We start from the raw sequence: 19,353 nt of genomic DNA on the forward strand, positions 1-19,353 counted from the left end.
CCGCTAGAAGCCGCCGCCCCCGTCGAACCCGCCGCCTCCGCCGAAGTCGCCGCCGCCGAAGCCGCCCCCGTCACCACCGCCGAAGTCGCCGCCGAAGCCGGAGGAGTCGAAGTCGGCGCCGGAGAAGTCGCCGCCCTGGAAGTCGGTGCCGCCGTATTCGGCGGCGTAGGCGGGGGTGGCGAGCATGGAGCCGAGCATGGTGCCCACGAGGAGGCCGGGGAGCATGCCGCCGCCGAAATAGCCGCCCGCCCAGGGTCCGTAGGCGGGGCCCGCCTCCCAGTAGGGGCGGCGGCCGGTGTCGGTGTCGACGGTGCGGGCCACGGGGTCGAGGCCGTCGTCGAGGCGGGCCGCGTCGGCGGCGCAGACGGGGACCTGGCGGGGGGTGCCACCGGCCGGGGTCCAGGTCCGGTCCTCGGCGGCGGGGCCGTGGCGGGGGTCGAAGAAGCACGGGGGCCGGCGCTCGGGGAGCGGGCGGGACTCGCGGCGGGCGGCCAGGACGGCGAGGGAGAAGCGGCCGTCCTCCAGGGCCTGGGTGACGCCGCGGACCTCGTGCGGCCGGGTGACCGCGCCCATGAGGGACTTGGCCCTGTCGTACGAGTCGAGGGCGCGTTCGTAGTCGCCGCGCATGGCGTCGTCGGCGCCGCGCTCGGCGGGGTGGAAGTCGAGGCGTTCGAGTTCCTCGCCGAAGGCGGTGATGTCCTCGTCGACGACGACCCGGAGCCGGTCGAGGGCGGCGCGCTCCTCGGCCTCCTTGCGGAGCCGCTTGCGGCGGACGACGGCGTAGGCGCCCGCGCCGCCCGCGGCGACGACCGCGCCGAGGGTGACGAGTCCGGCGACGGGGACCCCGGAGTCCTTGCCGACGGAGCCCCAGGAGGCCGGGGCGGAGCCACGCGTCACGGGCAGGGCCTGGTCGACGAAGTTGTTGAGCTCGGTGGCGGCGTCGACGCCGGGCTGCCGTACGGCGGTGACGAGGTTCCGCACGGTCTGCTCGGACATCACCGAGCGGTCGGCGCCGGCGTCGAAGCGGTCGCCGAGGCGGACGGCGTAGAGGCCTGCGATCCCGGTCTGCGTCCGCAGGTTCCGCAGCAGTCCCTCCGGCGGGAACTGCGCGTTCGCGGGGAGGACCGCCACGAAGAGCGGTTTGTCCGCGTCCCTGATCTTCTGCGCGAGGGCCTTCGCGTCGGCCGTGGAGAGCTGGCCGGCGGCGCCCGGGTCGACGTAGACCGGGCCCTGTCTCAGGGCGGCGGCCGCGTCGGGTACGCCCGTGGCCCTGGCGCCCGCGGTGGGCGCCAGGACCAGGAGCAGGAGCAGGAGCAGCCCGCCGAGGGCCGATCCCGTGGACATCGCCCTGGTCCTCATGGTTCGACGCTACCCGAACCGGACCGAACGAGACATAGGGGAACTATTCGGCGGGGTCGATCCCGGCGCGCAGCAGTCCGTACGTGAAGGCGTCCTCCAGGGCCTGCCAGGACGCGGCGATGACGTTCTCGCCGACGCCGACCGTGGACCACTCGCCGTTGCCGTCGCTGGTGGTGACGAGGACCCGGGTCGTGGACTCGGTGCCGTGGCGGCCCTCCAGGATGCGGACCTTGTAGTCGACCAGCTCGAACTTGGCGAGCGGCGGGTAGATCCGGTCCAGGGCCACCCGCATCGCCCGGTCGAGGGCGTTGACCGGGCCGTTGCCCTCGGCGGTGGCGACGATCCGCTCGCCCTTGGCCCAGAGCTTCACGGTCGCCTCGTTGGCGTGGGTGCCGTCGGGGCGGTCCTCGACGATCGCGCGCCAGGACTCCGTACGGAAGTAGCGGCGGGCCCGGCCCTCGGCCTCCTCCCGGAGCAGCAGCTCGAAGGAGGCGTCGGCGGCCTCGTACGTGTAGCCCTTGAGCTCGCGTTCCTTGACGCGCTCGACGACGCGGGAGACGAGCTCGCGGTCGCCGCCCAGGTCGACGCCGAGCTCCTTGCCCTTGAGCTCGATGGAGGCGCGGCCGGCCATGTCGGAGACGAGCATCCGCATGGTGTTGCCGACCAGCTCGGGGTCGATGTGCTGGTAGAGGTCGGGGTCCACCTTGATCGCGGAGGCGTGCAGTCCGGCCTTGTGGGCGAAGGCGGAGACGCCGACGTACGGCTGGTGGGTGGAGGGCGTGAGGTTGACGACCTCGGCGATGGCGTGCGAGATCCGCGTCATCTCGGCGAGCGCGCCCTCGGGGAGGACCCGCTTGCCGTACTTGAGCTCCAGGGCCGCGACGACGGGGAAGAGGTTGGCGTTGCCGACCCGCTCGCCGTAGCCGTTGGCGGTGCACTGGACGTGGGTGGCGCCCGCGTCGACGGCGGCGAGGGTGTTGGCGACGGCGCAGCCGGTGTCGTCCTGGGCGTGGATGCCGAGACGGGCGCCGGTGTCGGCGATGACGGTGGCGACGACGGCCTGGATCTGGGCGGGGAGCATGCCGCCGTTGGTGTCGCAGAGGACGACGACGTCGGCGCCGGCCTCGTACGCGGCGCGGACGACGGCCTTGGCGTAGTCCGGGTTCGCCTTGTAGCCGTCGAAGAAGTGCTCGCAGTCGACGAAGACCCTGCGGCCCTGGGAGGTCAGGTGGGAGACGGTGTCGCGGACCATCTCCAGGTTCTCGTCGAGGGTGGTGCGCAGGGCGAGCTCGACGTGCCGGTCGTGCGACTTGGCGACCAGGGTGATCACCGGAGCGCCGGAGTCGAGGAGCGCCTTGACCTGCGGGTCCTCGGCCGCGCTGCCCCCCGCCCTGCGGGTGGCGCCGAAGGCGACGAGCTGCGCGTTCTTGAACGCGATCTCCTGCCGGGCGCGGGCGAAGAACTCCGTGTCGCGCGGGTTGGCGCCGGGCCAGCCGCCCTCGATGAAGCCCACGCCGAACTCGTCGAGGTGCCGGGCGATGGTCAGCTTGTCCGCGACGGTGAGGTTGATGCCTTCACGCTGCGCCCCGTCGCGCAGCGTCGTGTCGAAGACATGGAAACTGTCGTCGAGGCGCGATCCCTCGGCGTTCTCCGTGGTCATGGCTGTGATGGCTCCTGTCGGATGTGGCTCCGGAAGGTATGGATCCACTTGCCCCCATTCTCACGCGTCGTCCGCTTCCGGCGTGGGTGGGGCCGGAAAACGAAAAAACCCCTCGCGGGTGCGAGAGGTCTGCGCGCGGGTCTGGGGCACGGTGTCCACTGCTGCGGGGATCGTTCCGCGATTCAGTGGCCACTGCGGACCGGCGCGCTGCTGCCGATAATCATCGTGGTAGCGAGCACGCCGGAAGTCTGGCACAGGTCCGGGATCAGCGGGACGGTGGTCTCACGATACGGGCAGTTGATCTCGCGGCCGCTCGGAGCGGGCGGCGCCCACCCGGCCCAGGTCGATGTCCCGGGTCTCCCGCATCGTGAGGTAGACGACCAGGGAGACGGCCGCGCAGCCCGCGACGTACCAGTAGAAGCCCGACTCGACGCCGGCGTCCTTGAACCAGAGCGCCACGTACTCGGCGGTGCCGCCGAAGAGGGCGTTGGCGATGGCGTACGGCAGGGCGACGCCGAGGGCGCGGATGCCGGTCGGGAAGAGCTCGGCCTTCACACAGGCGTTGATGGAGGTGTAGCCGGTGACGACGACGAGCGCGAGGAGGGAGAGGCCGAGGGCGGGCCAGAAGGAGCCCGCATGCTTGAGCATCGTCAGGATCGGGACGGTGAGGAGGGTGGAGCCGAGCGCGAAGGTGATGAGGAGCGGGCGGCGTCCGATCCGGTCGGAGAGCCGGCCGGCGAGCGGCTGCAGGCAGGCGAAGACGATCAGGGCGCAGAAGGAGACCAGGGTGGCGGTCTGCTTGGGCAGTCCGGCGGAGTTGGACAGGTACTTGGTGAGGTAGGTGGTGTACGTGTAGTAGGCCACGGTCCCGCCCATGGTGAGCGCGATGACGAGAAAGGCCTCGCGCTTGTGCGCCCACAGGGCCTTGAGGGTGCCCTGCTGGCCCCGGGCGACGCCGGAGTCGGCGGTCTCCTCGTACACCTCCGTCTCCAGCATGGTGCGGCGCAGCCAGAAGACGACGGCCGCGCCGAGGGCGCCGACGACGAACGGGATGCGCCAGCCCCAGGCGTGCAGGGCGTCGGCGGACAGGGTGTGCTGGAGGACGAGCAGCAGGCCGAGGCCGAGGATCTGGCCGGCGGTCATCGACACGTACTGGAAGCTGGAGGCGAAGCCGCGGTGCTGCGGCGCGGAGGCCTCGGTGAGGTAGGTGGCGCTGGCCGCGTACTCGCCGCCGACGGAGAGGCCCTGGAGGAGGCGGGCGACGAGGAGGACGGCGGCGCCGCCGTACCCGGCGACGGAGTACGTCGGCGCGATCGCGATCAGTACGGCGGAGGCGGACATCAGCGTCACGGTGAGGGTGAGCGCCGCCTTGCGGCCCTTGCGGTCGCCGACCCGGCCGAGGAGCCAGCCGCCGACGGGGCGCATGAAGAAGCCGACGGCGAAGATGCCGGCGGTGTTCATGAGCTTGGCGGTGTCGTTGCCCTCGGGGAAGAAGGCTCCCGCGAAGTAGGTGGCGAAGCTCGCGTACACGAACCAGTCGAACCACTCGACCATGTTGCCGGCGGAGCCGACCCAGATCTTCTTCCAGTGCTCTCGTCCCATGGGCAGGAACCGTGCCGGAGACCACGCGGGGGCGACAAGGCTGTAGCACACAACGATCGGGTGTACTTACGTGCGTTGTGGTCGCGCGAGCAGGTCCTGCTCGATGAACTCCCGTACGTGCGCGAGCACTTGCTCCCGCCCCGTGCCCGGGATGCCGACGGCGACGTGCACGCTGAAGCCGTCGAGCAGGGCCCGCATCCGGGTGGCGAAGCGGTCCGGGTCGACCGCGCGGAACTCCTCCCGCGAGACGCCTTCGGCGAGGATCGCGACCAGGTCCCGGTGCCAGGCCCCCTCGATGGCGGCCTGCCGGGCGCGGGCGTCGTCGTCGGCGTTCTGCGACCGGTTCCAGACCTCCAGCCAGAGGGTCCAGTGCGGGTCGCGGGGCCCGTCGGGCACGTACACGTCGACATACCCGTCGAGCCGGTCGCGCGCCGTCCCCGGCCGGGACAGCAGCGCGCTGCGCTCGGCCCCGAGCCGCCCCTCGCTCCACTCCAGGGTCTGCAGCAGCAGCTCGTCCTTGGTGCGGAAGTAGTAGAGGAGGTGCCCGCTGCTCATCCCCACCTGCCGTCCGAGCCCGGCCATGGTGAGCCCGTCGAGTCCCCGCTCGGCGATGGTGTCCATGGCCGCGGCGAGCACGTCCTCCCGGGGCGGGGCGGCCTGGTTGCGCCGGCGGGGGTGGGACGGGGAGGGGGTGGGGTTGCTGCTCTGACTCACTCGTACGTTCTACAGGATGCGGCCGTCGGGCCCGCGCCCGAAGGCGTGCAGCATGACGTCGGCGAGGTCGGCCCCGGGCACGGCGGCGCGCAGCTCGGCGAGAACGGGCGGGAGGTGCTCGTCGGCGATGACGCCCATGTGCTCCTGCCGCAGGTCGCGGATCACCGCGACGATCTCCGGCCGCAGGGTCATCCAGCCGCGGGAGGTGCGGATCTCGGCCTCGACCTGGTCCATGAACCAGCGCATGACGGTGTACGGGATGTCGTGGTCGCCCTTGCCGGCGGCGAAGCACACCGTCGGCTCCCGCCCGGGGTCCTCGTCGGGGACGATCGCCAGGACGAGCGTGCGCTGCCCGCCGACGTGGTCCAGCTCCAGGTACCAGGCGTCGTCGGGAACGGAGTACAGGGTCGTGAGGGCGTAGTCGCCGTCGGGGTGGGGTACGGGCATGGCCGCACGCTCTCATCGGGCGTGCGGCCACCACCAGCGGTTTTACCGGACGGCGGGCTGCTGCTGCGTGATGCAGTGGATGCCGCCGCCGCCCGCGAAGATCGTCCGGGCGTCGACCAGGACGACCTCGCGCTCGGGGAAGAGGCGGCGGAAGATCTCGGCCGCCAGTTCGTCGTGGGGGTCGTCGAAGGCGCAGAGGACGACGCCGTCGTTGCACAGGTAGTGGTTGATGTACGAGTAGTCGACCCAGTCGCCCTCCTCGTCCTTGAGGACGGTCGGGGCCGGGACCTCGATGACCTCCAGGGCGCGGCCCTGGGCGTCGGTCTGGCCGCGCAGGATGCTCACGTACATCCGGGACCGCTCGTAGTCGGGGTGGGCCGGGTCCTGCTGGCTGTGGACGAGGACCGTGCCGGGGCGGGCGAAGGCGGCGACGATGTCGACGTGGCCCTGGGTGCCGTACAGGCCGTAGTCGCCGGCGAGGCCGTGGGGGAGCCAGATCGCCTTCGTCGTGCCGAGCTTGGCGTGGATCTCCTGCTCGACCTGCTCGCGCGTCCACTCGGGGTTGCGGCCGGAGCCGAGCTGCACGGTGTCGGTGAGGAGGACGGTGCCCTCGCCGTCGACGTGGATCGCGCCGCCCTCGTTGACGAGGGGGGAGGAGAGTACGGGGACTCCCGCCACGTCCGCGACATGGCGGGCGATCTTGGAGTCGTGCTCCCAGCGGGCCCAGTCCTGGGCGCCCCAGCCGTTGAACACCCAGTCCACGGCGGCGAGTTCGGTGCCGTCCGTGACGAAGGTCGGGCCGATGTCCCGCATCCAGGCGTCGTCGAGCTCGCGCTCGACGAGGTCGATGTCCGGGCCGAGGAGCGCCGTGGCCGACTCCGCGTCGCCGGGCGCGACGACCATCGTCACCGGCTCGAAGCGGCGGACGGCACGGGCCACCGACGCCCAGGCGGTACGGGCCTCGGCGAGCTCCTCCTCGTTGGTGAAGGTGGGGTTGGGGCTGGGCCAGGCCATCCAGGTGCGCTCGTGCGGCATCCACTCGGCGGGCATGCGGAAGGTCATGAGTCAGGTCCTAGAGGAAGTAGAGGCGGTTGAGGGAGACGGACTCGGCCGCCTCGGAGCGGATCGGGGAGCCGTCGAGCGAGACGAGTCCCGTGCGGCCGTCGACCTGGACGTCGCCGACGCGGGAGTTGAGCCGCAGGTCGGCGGGGCCGATGCCACGGGTGCCGCGCACGGCGACCCGGCGGCGGCGGGTGGGCATCGCGTCGGAGCCGAGGTCGACGGCGGCCTGCGCGACGAACGCGACGGAGATGTCGGCGGGCGTGGCGCCGTGCGCGCCGAACAGCGGTCCGAGGACGAGCGGTTCACAGGTGTCGGTGGCGGCGTTCGGATCGCCCACGACCCCCCACGCGGGGAAGCCGTTCTTGATGACCATCTGCGGCTTGGCGCCGAAGAACTCCGGCCGCCACAGCACGATGTCGGCCATCTTCCCGACCTCGATCGAGCCGATCTCGTGGGCGAGGCCGTGGGCGATCGCCGGGTTGATGGTGAGCTTGGCCATGTAGCGCAGCACGCGCGCGTTGTCGTCGTGCGCGCCGTCGCCCTCCATGGGTCCGAGCTCGGCCTTCATCTTCCCGGCCATGGCGAAGGTCCGGCGTACGGTCTCGCCGGCCCTTCCCATCCCCTGCGCGTCGGAGGAGGTGATCCCGATCGCGCCGAGGTCGTGCAGGACGTCCTCCGCACCCATCGTCCCGGCCCGGATCCGGTCGCGGGCCATCGCCGCGTCGCCGGGCAGGTCGGTCTTCAGGTCGTGGACGGAGACGATCATCCCGTAGTGCTCGGCGACGGCGTCGCGGCCGAAGGGGAGCGTGGGGTTGGTGGAGGAGCCGATGACGTTCGGCACGCCCGCCATCTTCAGGACGTTGGGGACGTGTCCGCCGCCGCAGCCCTCGATGTGGAAGGCGTGGATCGTGCGGCCTTCGAGCACGGCGAGGGTGTCCTCGACCGACAGGCACTCGTTCAGGCCGTCGGAGTGCAGCGCGACCTGGACGTCGTGCTCCTCGGCGACCCGCAGCGCGGTGTCGAGGGCCCGGGTGTGGGCGCCCATGTCCTCGTGGACCTTGAAGCCCGACGCCCCGCCCTCGGCCAGCGCCTCCACCAGCGGAGCCGCGTCGGAGGAGGAGCCGCGGGCGAGGAAGCCGATGTTGACCGGCCAGGCGTCGAAGGCGCTGAAGGCGTGCTTGAGCGCCCAGGGCGAGTTGACGCCGACGCCCCAGACGGGGCCGAACTCCTGGCCGATGATCGTGGTGACGCCGCTGGCGAGCGAGGCCTCCATGATCCGCGGGGAGAGCAGGTGGACGTGGGTGTCGACGGCTCCGGCGGTGGCGATGAGGCCCTCGCCGGAGACGATCGAGGTGCCGGTGCCGACGACGACGTCGACCCCGTCGAGGGTGTCGGGGTTGCCGGCCCGCCCGATGGCGTGGATGCGGCCCTCTCGGATGCCAATGGACACCTTGCGGATGCCCTGCACGGCGTCGATGACCAGGACGTTGCTGATGACGACGTCGCAGGTCTCGCGGACGGCCGCGGCCTTGAGGTGGAGGCCGTCGCGGGCGGTCTTGCCGAAGCCGGCGAGGAACTCGTCCCCGGGCTTCTGGGAGTCGGACTCGACGCGGACGACGAGCCCGGAGTCACCCAGGACGACGCGGTCACCGGCGCGCGGGCCGTGCACGGATGCGTACTCGTACGGGTCCATCAGTCGCTCTCCTCGTCGGGCAGAACGCCCAGGTAGCCGCAGGCCCGCGCCCTGCGCAGGGCCTCTTCGCGCGCGCCGGGCGCGTCCAGCGGGCCGTCGACCAGGCCCGCGAAGCCGATGGCGACGCGGGCGCCGCCGATCGGGACGAGCCCGACCTCGGCCTCGCCGCCCGGGTCGAAGCGGAAGGAGGCTCCGGCCGGGATGGCGAGGCGCATGCCGTAGGCGGCGGCCCGGTCGAAGTCGAGGCGCGGGTTGACCTCGAAGAAGTGGAAGTGGGAGGTGACGCTCACGGGGACCGTCGCCGTGTTCCGTACGGAGAGGGTGAGCGCCGGTTGGGACTCCGGGTGCCCGGGGCCGGGCAGCAGTGCGCCCGGGGCCTCGGGGCCCAGGCCGCCCCCGCCGATCGGGTCGGTGACGACCGCGAGCCGGGAGCCGTCGTCGAAGACGGCTTCGACGTGGACCTCGGTGACCACGTCGGCGACGCCGGGCAGGACGTCGTCGGGGCCGAGGACGGAGCGGGCCGCCTCGATCGCCTCGGCGAGTCGCTTGCCGTCGCGGGCCGCCTCGCAGACGGTGTCCGCGATGAGCGCGGTCGCCTCGGGCACGTTGAGCCGCAGGCCCCTGGCCCGGCGGGCGCGGGCGAGCTCGGCGGCACCGAAGAGAAGCAGCCGGTCGCGTTCCGTGGGGGTCAGTCTCACGCCCCAAACACCTCCTGCAATTGCGACACGTTTGAGCGACACTCTAAATGTTGAGAAGCGAGCTTCCAAGCATTGACGTCGCCGACAGGCGTAGGTCACATTGAGCGCCGCTCTAAAACTGTCCCGCCCGTCCCCGCAGGGAGTCCTCATGCCGATAGAACAGCGCGGAGTCGACACCATCCCCGAGGCCGAACGCACCAGCGGCCCCCGCGACCTCGTCTCGATCCTGCTCGGATCCAACCTGTGTCTGGGGGTGATCGTCTTCGGCTGGCTGCCGGTCTCCTTCGGGCTCGGCTTCTGGGCCTCGGTGACCTCCGTCGTCACCGGCACCCTCGTCGGCGTCGCGGTCACCGCCCCCCTCGCGCTCGTGTCCCTCCGCACCGCGACGAACCTCTCCACCTCCTCCGGCGCCTTCTTCGGCGTCCGCGGCCGGCTGGTCGGCTCCGTGGTCGGGCTGCTGCTCTCGCTGGGCTACACCGCGCTGACCCTCTGGATCGGCGGCGACGTGATGGTGGGCACGCTCTCCCGCCTCGTCGGCCTGCCGACCGGCGGCGCCGTCCACGCCCTCGTCTACGCGTTCCTCGCCGCCTGCACGGTGGTCGGCGCGGTGTACGGCTACCGGCTGCTGCTCCGGCTGAGCAAGGCGCTCGCGATCGGCATGACGGTGCTCCTCGCCATCGGCCTGGCCGCCTACGCCGGGGACTTCACCACGGCCGCGGTCCCGGACACCCCGTACCTGCTCGGCTCCTTCTGGCCGACCTGGCTGCTCTCGGCCGTGGCCGCGGGACTCAGCGGACCGGTCGCCTTCATCACCCTGCTCGGCGACTACACCCGGTACGTCTCCCCCGAGCGGTACAGCGCGAAGACCGTGTGGCGGGCCACCTGCCTGGGCCTGACCGTCGGCCTGCTCGTCCCGCAGCTCTTCGGCACGTTCACCGCCCTGGCGGCGCGCGGCGGCCTGGACTACGCGGGCCCACTCGTCGACGCCTCCCCCGCCTGGTACCTCGTACCGCTGCTGATCGCCGCCACCGCCGGCTCCGTCGGCAACGCCGGGCTGATGCTGTACTCGATGGGCCTCGACCTCGACGCGATCCTGCCGAAGGCCACGCGCGCGCGTGCCACCCTCGTCGTCGCTGCGGTGGCGACGGCCTTCGTCTTCGCCGGCCACTTCGCCTCGGACGCCCAGACGGCGATGACCTCGTTCGTGCTGCTGCTCACCGCGATCGGGACCCCGTGGGCGGTGATCACCCTGATCGGGCACGTGCGCTGCGGCGGGACGTACGACCCGGAGGCGCTCCAGGTCTTCAACCAGCGCTCGCGCGGCGGGATCTACTGGTTCTCGGCGGGCTGGCACCCGCGCGCCACCGTCTCCTGGGCGGTCGGCGCGGCGGTCGGCCTGGCCGCGGTGTCGACGCCGCTCTACGAGGGGCCGCTGCTCGCCCTCACGGGCGGGGTCGACTGCAGCTTCGTCTTCTCGGGGATCGTGGGCGGCGCGCTGTACGCCGTCCTGACGCCGCACAGGGCTTCCGGGACCGTGACGGCCCCGGAAGCCCTGGCGACGACGGAGTGACTACTTGCCGAGCTCGTGCATCCAGCCGTGCACGTCCTCGGCCTTGCCGGTCTGGATGGCGAGCAGCGCCTCGCGCAGCTTCATCGTGACCTCGCCGGGCTCGCCGCCCGACTGCTGCCACTCGCCCCGGGCGGACTTGACCAGGCCGACCGGGGTGATGACGGCGGCGGTGCCGCAGGCGAAGACCTCGGTGAGGGTGCCGTTCTCGGTGTCGGCCTGCCACTGGTCGATGGAGACGCGGGCCTCCTCGGACTCGTAGCCCAGGTCCTGGGCGACCTTGAGGAGCGAGTCACGGGTGATGCCCGCCAGCAGCGAACCGGTGAGGGTCGGCGTGACGATCCTGTCTCCGTACACGAAGTACAGGTTCATGCCGCCGAGTTCCTCGACCCACTTGTGCTCGACCGCGTCGAGGTAGCAGACCTGGTCGCAGCCCTTGGCCGCCGCCTCGGCCTGCGCGAGCAGGGAGGCCGCGTAGTTGCCGCCGGTCTTGGCGTCGCCGACGCCGCCGGGGACGGCACGGACGCGGTCCTCCGAGGCCCAGATGGAGACGGGCTTCACGCCGCCCGCGAAGTACGGACCGGCAGGCGAGGCGATGACGACGAACAGGTACTCGTTGGCCGGGCGGACGCCGAGGCCGACCTCGGTGGCGATCATGAACGGACGCAGGTAGAGCGAGTCCTCGCCACCGTGCGCCGGAACCCAGGCCTCGTCGTGGCGGACGAGCACGTCACACGCCTCGACGAAGGTCTCGACCGGCAGCTCGGGCATGCCGAGCCGGCGGGCGGAGGCCTGGAAGCGGCGGGCGTTGGCGTCGGGACGGAAGGTGGCGACCGAGCCGTCGGGGCGGCGGTAGGCCTTCAGGCCCTCGAAGATCTCCTGCGCGTAGTGCAGGACGTTCGTGGCCGGGTCCAGGGAGAGCGGACCGTACGGCACGAGCTGGGCGTCGTGCCAGCCGCGACCCTCGGTCCACCGGATGGTGACCATGTGGTCGGTGAAGTGGCGGCCGAATCCCGGCTGGGCCAGGATCGCCTCGCGCTCCGCGGCGGACAGCGGGCTGGAGGAGGGCTTGAGCTCGATCGTGGGCGTCGTCATGAGTGCGTGTCCTTCACCGGTTGTGATGGGGAGGACCGCGCGCACGCCGTCGGCGGGGACTGTCGTCCCTGACGAGTCGGCGTCCGGGCATGCCCGCATGCCGCGGCCCCACGTTCGATTATCGCTCGGGGGGACCGGTGCGGAAAACGGTGCGCGCGGTCCGGGGTTCGGGGAGGCGCCCCGCGGCCGCGCATGGGGCAGCCGCCGGGCGCTGATGCGACCCGGCGGCTGCTGTGTGGTGTCAGTCGGCGCGGGTCAGCTCGCTACTCGCGCGGCGAGCGCGTCGCCGATCTCGTCCGTCGTGCGGACGGAATCGCCGCGCTCGGTGAGGTCGGCCGCGACGGCCTCCTCGACCCGGGCGGCCTCGGCCTCGTAGCCGAGGTGGCGGAGCAGGAGGGCGACGGAGAGGACGGTGGCCGTGGGGTCGGCCTTGCCCTGGCCCGCGATGTCCGGCGCGGAGCCGTGGACCGGCTCGAACATGGACGGGAACTCGCCGCTCGGGTTGATGTTGCCCGAGGCGGCGACGCCGATGCCGCCGGAGACGGCCGCGGCGAGGTCGGTGATGATGTCGCCGAAGAGGTTGTCGGTGACGATCACGTCGAAGCGGGCCGGGTCGGTGACGAGGAAGATCGTCGCGGCGTCGACGTGCAGGTAGTCGGTGGTGACCTCCGGGTACTCCTGGGCCACCTTGTTGAAGGTGTCCGTCCAGAGGTGGCCGGCGAAGGTCAGCACGTTGTTCTTGTGGACCAGGGTCAGCTTCTTGCGCGGGCGGGCCTGGGCGCGGGCGAAGGCGTCCCGGACCACGCGCTCGACACCGAAGGCGGTGTTGACCGAGACCTCGGTGGCGACCTCGTGCGGGGTGCCCTTGCGGATGGTGCCGCCGTTGCCCGTGTACGGACCCTCGGTACCCTCGCGGACCACGACGAAGTCGATCTCGGGCTGCCCGGCGAGCGGGGTGGCCACGCCGGGGAGCAGCTTCGAGGGACGCAGGTTCACGTGGTGGTCGAAGGCGAAGCGGAGCTTCAGCAGGAAGCCGCGCTCCAGGACGCCGGACGGCACCGACGGGTCGCCGATGGCGCCGAGCAGGATGGCGTCGTGCTTCTTGAGGGAGGCGAGATCGGCGTCGGTGAGGGTCTCACCGGTGGCGTGGTAGCGCTTGGCGCCGAAGTCGTACTCCTCGGTCTCCAGCTTCACGTCCTGGGGAAGGACGGCCGTGAGGATCTTGAGGCCCTGGGCCACGACCTCCTGGCCGATGCCGTCGCCGGGAATGACTGCGAGATTGATGCTGTGAGACATGTCGGCACCCTACTCTTCGTCCCATCGTCTGACACGTTCCGTCCGCCATGTGGACGAAGCGCCATGTCGGGCGACGGCTCAGTGGCCGGTGGAGCCGCCGTTGTCACGGCGATCGAGGGCGCGCTGGAGGGCGGCGGCGGCGTTCTGGCGGGCCTCGTCGCTGGGACGATTGGCGGAGTGGCGGACGCGGCGGGCGGTCTGAGCGGCCATGAGGGATCGACTCCTTGAGATCAGTGGTGATCCGGATGTGCGGAGATCAGTGGTGATCGAAGGCGCCGGAAGGGGCGGGGAGCGCCGCCACAGGGGTCACCTGCACAGGGCGTCGCGCTCTCGGCCGCCATTCGCTTGATGAAGCGAGACGTTCGGCTTCTACAAAGCTAGGGCAGGCCTCCGCATCTGTCTCCACAATTACTCGGACTTCCTACTATCTGAGACGGCCGTCAACCCTCCGTGTGGCACGGCTCGCCTATCTAGGTTGCATTCCTACCTAGGTAGTGATCAGATGTGCCCATGGCCACAGACCGCAGATCCAGCTGGCTCAAGGGAGTCCTCGACCTGCTCGTCCTCTCCTGCCTGACCGACGGCGAGAGTTACGGGTACGAGATCGCGAAGGCCCTCGACGGGGCGGGCCTGGGCGAGATCAAGGGCGGGACGCTCTATCCCGTACTGAACCGCCTGGAACAGGCCGGCCTGGTGGAGGCCGAGTTCCGCGCCGCCGAGCGCGGGCCCGGGCGCCGCTACTACCGGCTCACCGACCTGGGTCGGGCGCACCTCACGGCCGAGAGCGAGGCCTGGTCGGAGTTCCACCGGGCCGTACGGACGCAACTGCACGCAGGGGGAACCGCACCATGACCACCGACGCCTACTTCGCCGAGCTGACCGACGCGCTGCGCGCCGCGGGGGTGCCCGAGGAGCAGATCGCACGGACGACCGACGAGCTGCGCGGACACCTCGCGGAGACGGGGACCGCGCCGGAGGAGGAGTTCGGGCCGGCCGAGGGCTTCGCGGCCCGGCTGGGCGGACTCGCCCCGGCCCCCGGGGAACCGGACGGGGCGGCGGAGCACTGGACGTGGACCGCCGACCTCTTCAACGACCGCCGGATGCTGGACGTCCACGGCGCCCAGGGCTGGGAGGTGGAGGGCCTGGACCCCATCGGCCGCTTCGTCTGCCGCCGGACGCCCGGGGTCGCGCTCGCCTGGGAGTACCGCCGCGAGGTGATCGCCGGCCGCAGGCGGACCCGCGTCCTCGACGAGCTCACGCCGGAGGGCTGGGAGCTGTGCGGCGAGTGGCTGGTGTACGGCTACTTCAAGCGGCCGCGCGCGGCGACGGCCGGACCGGCGGGCGCCGTGGAGGCACCGCCGGCCGCCCCGCACCGGTGGCTGTTCCTGAGCCGCCGGGGCAAGGCGGTGCTCGCGGTCTGGTGCGTCCTGGTCGGCGGCGCGATGACCTCGTTCCTCGTCGGAGGGCTCGGGGCCTCCGGGCTCGCGATCACGGTCGCCGTCGCTTCGGCGCTCTCCGCCGCGTACACCTCCCACCTGGAGACGGCCGCGGGCCGCGCCCGCCGGAACCCCGGCACGAAGGACCGGGGCTGAGCGCCCCTCACATCACGTCGCCGTCCCGCCAGTCGAAGACCAGCGGGGCGGCGGGGTCCGGCAGGGCCCGGTCGCCGGCGGGGCGCAGGAAGACGAAACCCTCCTCCTCGGCGAGGCGGACGACCCCCTCGGGCCCGAGCGCTTCGAGGCGCCCCTCCCAGACCCGCCAGCCGCGCGCCCGGTAGAGCGCGGCCCCCTCGTCGGAGGCGCCGAGCGCCCCGAAGGCGTACGCCCCGTCGATCACCCGCTCCAGTCCGGCCATCACCGCGCCGCCGAGCCCCTGCCGCCGGCGGTCCTGCCGGACGGCGACCCCTTCCACGTATCCGACGCGGTGCGAGCGGCCGCGGTGGAGCGCCCGGCGCTGCACGACGGCGCCGTGGGCGGCGATGCCCCGCTCGTCCTCGATCCAGGCGTGGAGGCCACCGAGGGTGTGGTCCCAGTCGTCGTCGGAGAAGTCGCCCGCGAAGGCGGTGTCGAGCATCTCGCGTACGGAGCGGAGCCGGGCGGCGCCGAGTTCATGGGTGGGAGCGATCCTCACGGTCATGCCCCACCCTCCCACGCCCACCTAACCCCTTAACCGCCATTGACAGGTTATGCCGGCCTCTGATTGAGTCGCCCCGCAACCAGTGAGAGACGACCGAGGGGTTAGAACGATGTCCGTGCTGCCGACCCACCACCGCACCGTCACCGTCCGGGGCCACGAGATCGCCTACCGCGAGGCCGGACCGGCCGACGCCCCCGTACTGCTCCTGCTGCACGGCTTCCCCACCAGCTCGCACATGTTCCGCGACCTGATCCCCCTGCTCGCCGACTCCTACCGACTCATCGCCCCCGACCACCTGGGCTTCGGCCGCAGCGCCGCGCCCTCCGCCGCCGACTTCGACTACACCTTCGCCGAACTGGCCGCACTCACCGCCGAGTTCACCGAGGCCCTCGGCCTGGACCGGTTCGCGCTCTACATCCAGGACTACGGCGCCCCCATCGGCCTGCGCCTCGCCCTCGCCCACCCCGAGCGGATCACCGCGATCGTCACCCAGAACGGCAACGCCTACGAGGAGGGCCTCGGCGCCGAGGCCTGGGCCCCCGTCCTCGCCCTGATCGAGGAGCGCACCCCCGAGACCGAGGAGCCGGTCCGCGCCATCCGCTCCCTGGACGGCATCCGGTGGCAGTACGAGACGGGCGTCCCCGCCGCGTACCGGGATCTGCTCAGCCCCGACGCCTGGCACCACGACGCGGCCCTGATGGCCCGCGAGGGCCAGGACGACATCCAGCTGGGCCTGATCGCCGACTACGGCTCGAACTTCGCCCTCTACCCGGCCTTCCAGGAGTACTTTCGCACCTCCCGGGTCCCCCTCCTCGCCGTCTGGGGCGAGGGCGACCAGGTCTTCGTCCCCGCCGGCGCCGAGGCCTTCCGCCGCGACCTCCCGGACGCCGAGATCCACCTGCTGCCCACGGGCCACTTCGCCCTGGAGACCCACGCGCCGGCGGTCGCCGCCCTGATCGAGGACTTCCTCGGGCGGCGTGTGCTCGTCAGGCCGTAGCCCTCTCCAGGTCGCGGGCCATCCGCTCCACCCAGTCGGTGAAGCCCTCTCGATGGTGGCCGTCGCTCTCGAGCAGGGTCGCGACCTGTGCGTCCGTGAGCCGCTCGGGCCCCGGCACGGTCAGCAGCCGGTACAGCTCCTTCATCAGGGACAACATCCGCAGCGCGTCGATGTGCTCGATCGCGTCGACCCCGTGTCCGGGGCCGATGGTCGTCGAACCGGGCATGTCATGCCTCCTCACCGAGCCCCCTCCCAGCAGCGTAAGCCCCCCGCATGAGAACCGCCCCCGTCCTGGTTTGGGGGTCCAGGAGGGGGGCGGTGATCAGGGGCCGCTCACGCGGCGGGCGGGCGTCAGCCCATGTGCGGGTAGCCGTACTCGGTCGGCGGGACCAGCGTCTCCTTGATGGCGCGGGTCAGCGTCCAGCGCATCAGGTTCTGCGGGGCACCGGCCTTGTCGTTGGTGCCGGAGGCGCGGCCGCCGCCGAAGGGCTGCTGGCCGACGACGGCGCCGGTCGACTTGTCGTTGATGTAGAAGTTGCCCGCGGCGAAGCGGAGCTTCTCCATCGTGTACGCGGCGGCCGCGCGGTCGCCGGAGATGACCGAGCCGGTGAGGGCGTAGTCCGAGACCGACTCCATCTGGGTCAGCATCTCGTCGTACTTCTCGGCAGAGCTGTCGTCGTATACGTGGATCGCGAGGATCGGGCCGAAGTACTCGGCCTTGAAGACCTCGTTCTCCGGGTCGTCGCAGACGATGACGGTCGGGCGGACGAAGTAGCCCACCGAGTCGTCGTAGGTGCCGCCGGCGACGATCGTGCAGCTCGGGTCGGCCGCGGCACGGTCGATCGCGGCCTTGTTCTTGGCGAACGAACGCTCGTCGATGACGGCGCCGATGAAGTTCGACAGGTCGGTGACGTCACCCATGGTGATGCCGTCGACCTCGGCCGCGAACTCCTCCTTGAAGCCGTCGTTCCAGATCGACGCCGGGATGTAGGCGCGGGAGGAGGCGGAGCACTTCTGGCCCTGGAACTCGAAGGAGCCACGGGTCAGCGCGGTCTTCAGGATCGCCCGGTCGGCGCTGGGGTGGGCGACGACGAAGTCCTTGCCGCCGGTCTCGCCGACGATCCGCGGGTACGAGCGGTACTTCTCGATGTTGTTGCCGACCGTCTTCCACAGGTGCTGGAAGGTCTTGGTCGAGCCGGTGAAGTGGATGCCGGCCAGGTCGCGGTGGTTCAGGGCCACCTCGGAGACGGCGATGCCGTCGCCGGTCACCAGGTTGATGACGCCCTTCGGCAGGCCGGCCTCCTCCAGGAGCTCCATGAGGAGCACGGCGGAGTGGGTCTGCGTCGGGGACGGCTTCCAGACCACCACGTTGCCCATGAGGGCGGGGGCGGTGGGCAGGTTGCCCGCGATGGCGGTGAAGTTGAAGGGGGTGATCGCGTAGACGAAGCCCTCCAGCGGGCGGTGGTCCAGACGGTTCCACACACCCGGGGAGTTCGCCGGCGGCTGCTCGGCGAGGATCTGACGGGCGTACGCCACGTTGAAGCGCCAGAAGTCGACGAGCTCGCACGGGGTGTCGATCTCGGCCTGCTGGGCGGTCTTGGACTGGCCGAGCATGGTGGACGCGGCCAGCGTCTCGCGCCACGGGCCGGCGAGCAGCTCGGCGGCGCGCAGGATGATCGCGGCGCGGTCGTCGAAGGACATCGCGCGCCAGGCCGGGGCGGCGGCCAGGGCGGCGTCGATGGCGTCCTGGGCGTCCTGCTCGGTGGCGCCGCGGAAGGTGCCGATGACGGCCTTGTGGTTGTGCGGCTGGACGACCTTGAACTCCTCGCCGCCACCGAGGCGCTTCACGCCGCCGATGGTCATCGGCAGCTCGCGCGGGTTCTCGGCCAGCTCCTTGAGCTTGGTCTCCAGGCGGAGGCGCTCGGGGGAACCGGGGGCGTAGCTGTGCACCGGCTCGTTGACCGGAGCGGGGACCTGGGTGACAGCGTCCATGAGTCTCGTAACTCCTTGTGAGAGGTGGGCTCAGCCCTTGGTGAGGATGGAGCGGACGAAGAAGAGGAGGTTGGCCGGCTTCTCCGCGAGGCGGCGCATGAAGTAGCCGTACCAGTCGGTGCCGTACGCGGTGTAGACGCGCATGCGGTGGCCCTCGGCGGCGAGCCGGTTCTGCTCCTCGCTGCGGATGCCGTACAGCATCTGGAACTCGTACTCGTCCATCTTGCGCCCTGCGCGGCGGGCCAGCTCCTGGCCGATGGAGATCAGGCGCGGGTCGTGCGAGCCGATCATCGGGTAGCCCTCGCCGTCCATCAGGATCTTCATGATCCGGACGTACGCCTTGTCGATCTCGGGCTTGTCCTGGATGGCGACGGAGGCGGGCTCCTTGTAGGCGCCCTTCACGATCCGGACGCGAGAGCCGTTCGCGGCGAGGCGACGGGCGTCGTCCTCGGTGCGGAAGAGGTAGGCCTGGATGACGCAGCCGGTCTGCGGGAAGTCCTTCCGCAGCTCCTCGTGGATGGCGAACATCGAGTCGAGGGTGGTGTGGTCCTCGGCGTCCAGGGTGACGGTGGTGCCGATCTCGGCGGCGGCCTCGACGACGGGGCGGACGTTCGCGAGGGCCAGCTCGTGGCCGTTCTCCAGGGACTGGCCGAACATCGACAGCTTCACGGACATCTCGGCGCGGGCGCCGAGGCCCAGCTCCTTGAGGCGGCCGATGAGCTCCAGGTAGGCGTCCCGGGCGGCGTACGAGTGCTCGACGGTGGTGATGTCCTCACCGACGACGTCGAGGGTGACCTCCAGGCCGCGGCCGCTCAGCTCGGAGACGATCGGGACGACGTCGTCGACCGTCTCGCCGGCGATGAAGCGGGCGACGACCTGCTTGGTCCCGGGGGCGGCCGACACGAGACGGCGCATCTTGTCGCTGCGCGACGCGGCGAGGATCACGGGACCCAGCACGGGGGACCTCCAGAAGGACGGGGTGACGAAGGGTGCTGTACCCGACCTTTCACAAGGAAACGGGAACAGCACGAAGAA

At 71.5% G+C, this 19,353-nt stretch carries 19 protein-coding genes; 4 read left to right on the forward strand and 15 right to left on the reverse strand.

Annotated features, from left to right (window positions below):
• Positions 1-3: 3 nt before the first annotated feature.
• The 8 genes from BLW86_RS41975 to ureA all read right to left on the reverse strand — a co-directional run bounded on the left by BLW86_RS41975 (position 4) and on the right by ureA (position 9,235).
• Complete coding sequence (locus BLW86_RS41975; RefSeq protein WP_371129468.1) at positions 4-1,344, reverse strand: hypothetical protein; 1,341 nt, start codon at positions 1,342-1,344, stop codon at positions 4-6.
• Between the two features lie 58 nt (positions 1,345-1,402).
• A complete protein-coding gene (cimA, locus tag BLW86_RS11410) occupies positions 1,403-3,019 on the reverse strand; it encodes a citramalate synthase (RefSeq protein ID WP_093873931.1) in 1,617 nt (538 codons plus the stop codon).
• Positions 3,020-3,301: 282 nt separating this feature from the next.
• Entirely contained in the window at positions 3,302-4,621 is a 1,320-nt protein-coding gene (locus BLW86_RS11420) for an MFS transporter (RefSeq protein WP_093873933.1), read from the reverse strand.
• 66 nt (positions 4,622-4,687) lie between these two features.
• Positions 4,688-5,242: a TetR/AcrR family transcriptional regulator gene (locus tag BLW86_RS11425; RefSeq protein WP_256341658.1), complete on the reverse strand. Its 555-nt coding sequence runs from the start codon at positions 5,240-5,242 to the stop codon at positions 4,688-4,690.
• A 102-nt stretch (positions 5,243-5,344) separates the two neighbouring features.
• Positions 5,345-5,782: a hypothetical protein gene (locus tag BLW86_RS11430; RefSeq protein ID WP_093873935.1), complete on the reverse strand. Its 438-nt coding sequence runs from the start codon at positions 5,780-5,782 to the stop codon at positions 5,345-5,347.
• Positions 5,783-5,824: 42 nt separating this feature from the next.
• Entirely contained in the window at positions 5,825-6,844 is a 1,020-nt protein-coding gene (locus BLW86_RS11435) for an agmatine deiminase family protein (RefSeq protein WP_093873936.1), read from the reverse strand.
• 10 nt (positions 6,845-6,854) lie between these two features.
• Positions 6,855-8,537, reverse strand: coding sequence for an urease subunit alpha (locus tag BLW86_RS11440; protein ID WP_093873937.1), 1,683 nt, complete (start codon positions 8,535-8,537; stop codon positions 6,855-6,857).
• Positions 8,537-9,235, reverse strand: a complete 699-nt coding sequence (ureA, locus tag BLW86_RS11445) for an urease subunit gamma (RefSeq protein ID WP_093873938.1) — start codon at positions 9,233-9,235, stop codon at positions 8,537-8,539. The genes BLW86_RS11440 and ureA overlap by 1 nt, the downstream gene beginning before the upstream one ends.
• A gap of 148 nt (positions 9,236-9,383) precedes the next feature.
• On the opposite strand from ureA, the gene BLW86_RS11450 reads away from it, so the two are divergent.
• Complete coding sequence (locus BLW86_RS11450) at positions 9,384-10,805, forward strand: cytosine permease (RefSeq protein WP_093873939.1); 1,422 nt, start codon at positions 9,384-9,386, stop codon at positions 10,803-10,805.
• Here the strand turns inward: BLW86_RS11450 and BLW86_RS11455 are convergent, their stop codons facing one another.
• The 3 genes from BLW86_RS11455 to BLW86_RS43095 form a co-directional block, all read right to left on the reverse strand.
• The gene (locus BLW86_RS11455) at positions 10,806-11,897 is read right to left on the reverse strand and encodes a branched-chain amino acid aminotransferase (RefSeq protein ID WP_093873940.1); all 1,092 of its coding nucleotides are present in this window, start codon (positions 11,895-11,897) and stop codon (positions 10,806-10,808) included. It lies immediately after the preceding gene.
• A 255-nt stretch (positions 11,898-12,152) separates the two neighbouring features.
• Positions 12,153-13,193 (reverse strand): 3-isopropylmalate dehydrogenase, encoded by a 1,041-nt coding sequence (locus BLW86_RS11460; protein ID WP_093873941.1) that lies wholly within the window; start codon positions 13,191-13,193, stop codon positions 12,153-12,155.
• A 78-nt stretch (positions 13,194-13,271) separates the two neighbouring features.
• Positions 13,272-13,403, reverse strand: coding sequence for a hypothetical protein (locus BLW86_RS43095; RefSeq protein ID WP_256341282.1), 132 nt, complete (start codon positions 13,401-13,403; stop codon positions 13,272-13,274).
• A 300-nt stretch (positions 13,404-13,703) separates the two neighbouring features.
• Between BLW86_RS43095 and BLW86_RS11465 the strand changes: the two genes are divergently transcribed.
• Together BLW86_RS11465 and BLW86_RS11470 are read left to right on the forward strand one after the other, a co-directional pair.
• Positions 13,704-14,045 (forward strand): PadR family transcriptional regulator, encoded by a 342-nt coding sequence (locus BLW86_RS11465; protein ID WP_093873942.1) that lies wholly within the window; start codon positions 13,704-13,706, stop codon positions 14,043-14,045.
• Entirely contained in the window at positions 14,042-14,785 is a 744-nt protein-coding gene (locus BLW86_RS11470; protein WP_093873943.1) for a hypothetical protein, read from the forward strand. The genes BLW86_RS11465 and BLW86_RS11470 overlap by 4 nt, the downstream gene beginning before the upstream one ends.
• Positions 14,786-14,792: 7 nt before the next feature.
• Here BLW86_RS11470 and BLW86_RS11475 read toward each other — a convergent pair whose 3' ends face one another.
• The gene (locus tag BLW86_RS11475; RefSeq protein ID WP_093873944.1) at positions 14,793-15,329 is read right to left on the reverse strand and encodes a GNAT family N-acetyltransferase; all 537 of its coding nucleotides are present in this window, start codon (positions 15,327-15,329) and stop codon (positions 14,793-14,795) included.
• A gap of 109 nt (positions 15,330-15,438) precedes the next feature.
• On the opposite strand from BLW86_RS11475, the gene BLW86_RS11480 reads away from it, so the two are divergent.
• Positions 15,439-16,326, forward strand: a complete 888-nt coding sequence (locus BLW86_RS11480; RefSeq protein ID WP_177181627.1) for an alpha/beta fold hydrolase — start codon at positions 15,439-15,441, stop codon at positions 16,324-16,326.
• On the opposite strand, the gene BLW86_RS11485 is transcribed toward BLW86_RS11480, so the two are convergent.
• The 3 genes from BLW86_RS11485 to BLW86_RS11495 all read right to left on the reverse strand — a co-directional run bounded on the left by BLW86_RS11485 (position 16,316) and on the right by BLW86_RS11495 (position 19,275).
• A complete protein-coding gene (locus BLW86_RS11485; protein ID WP_093873945.1) occupies positions 16,316-16,552 on the reverse strand; it encodes a hypothetical protein in 237 nt (78 codons plus the stop codon). The genes BLW86_RS11480 and BLW86_RS11485 overlap by 11 nt on opposite strands.
• 125 nt (positions 16,553-16,677) lie before the next feature.
• Positions 16,678-18,318 carry an L-glutamate gamma-semialdehyde dehydrogenase gene (pruA, locus tag BLW86_RS11490; RefSeq protein ID WP_093873946.1) on the reverse strand — a complete coding sequence of 547 codons (1,641 nt, stop codon included), beginning with the start codon at positions 18,316-18,318 and terminating at the stop codon, positions 16,678-16,680.
• A gap of 30 nt (positions 18,319-18,348) precedes the next feature.
• The gene (locus tag BLW86_RS11495) at positions 18,349-19,275 is read right to left on the reverse strand and encodes a proline dehydrogenase family protein (protein WP_093873947.1); all 927 of its coding nucleotides are present in this window, start codon (positions 19,273-19,275) and stop codon (positions 18,349-18,351) included.
• Between the last annotated feature and the right edge of the window lie 78 nt (positions 19,276-19,353).

The sequence above is a fragment of the Streptomyces sp. TLI_105 genome (assembly GCF_900105415.1).
Taxonomy (GTDB): Bacteria; Actinomycetota; Actinomycetes; order Streptomycetales; family Streptomycetaceae; genus Streptomyces.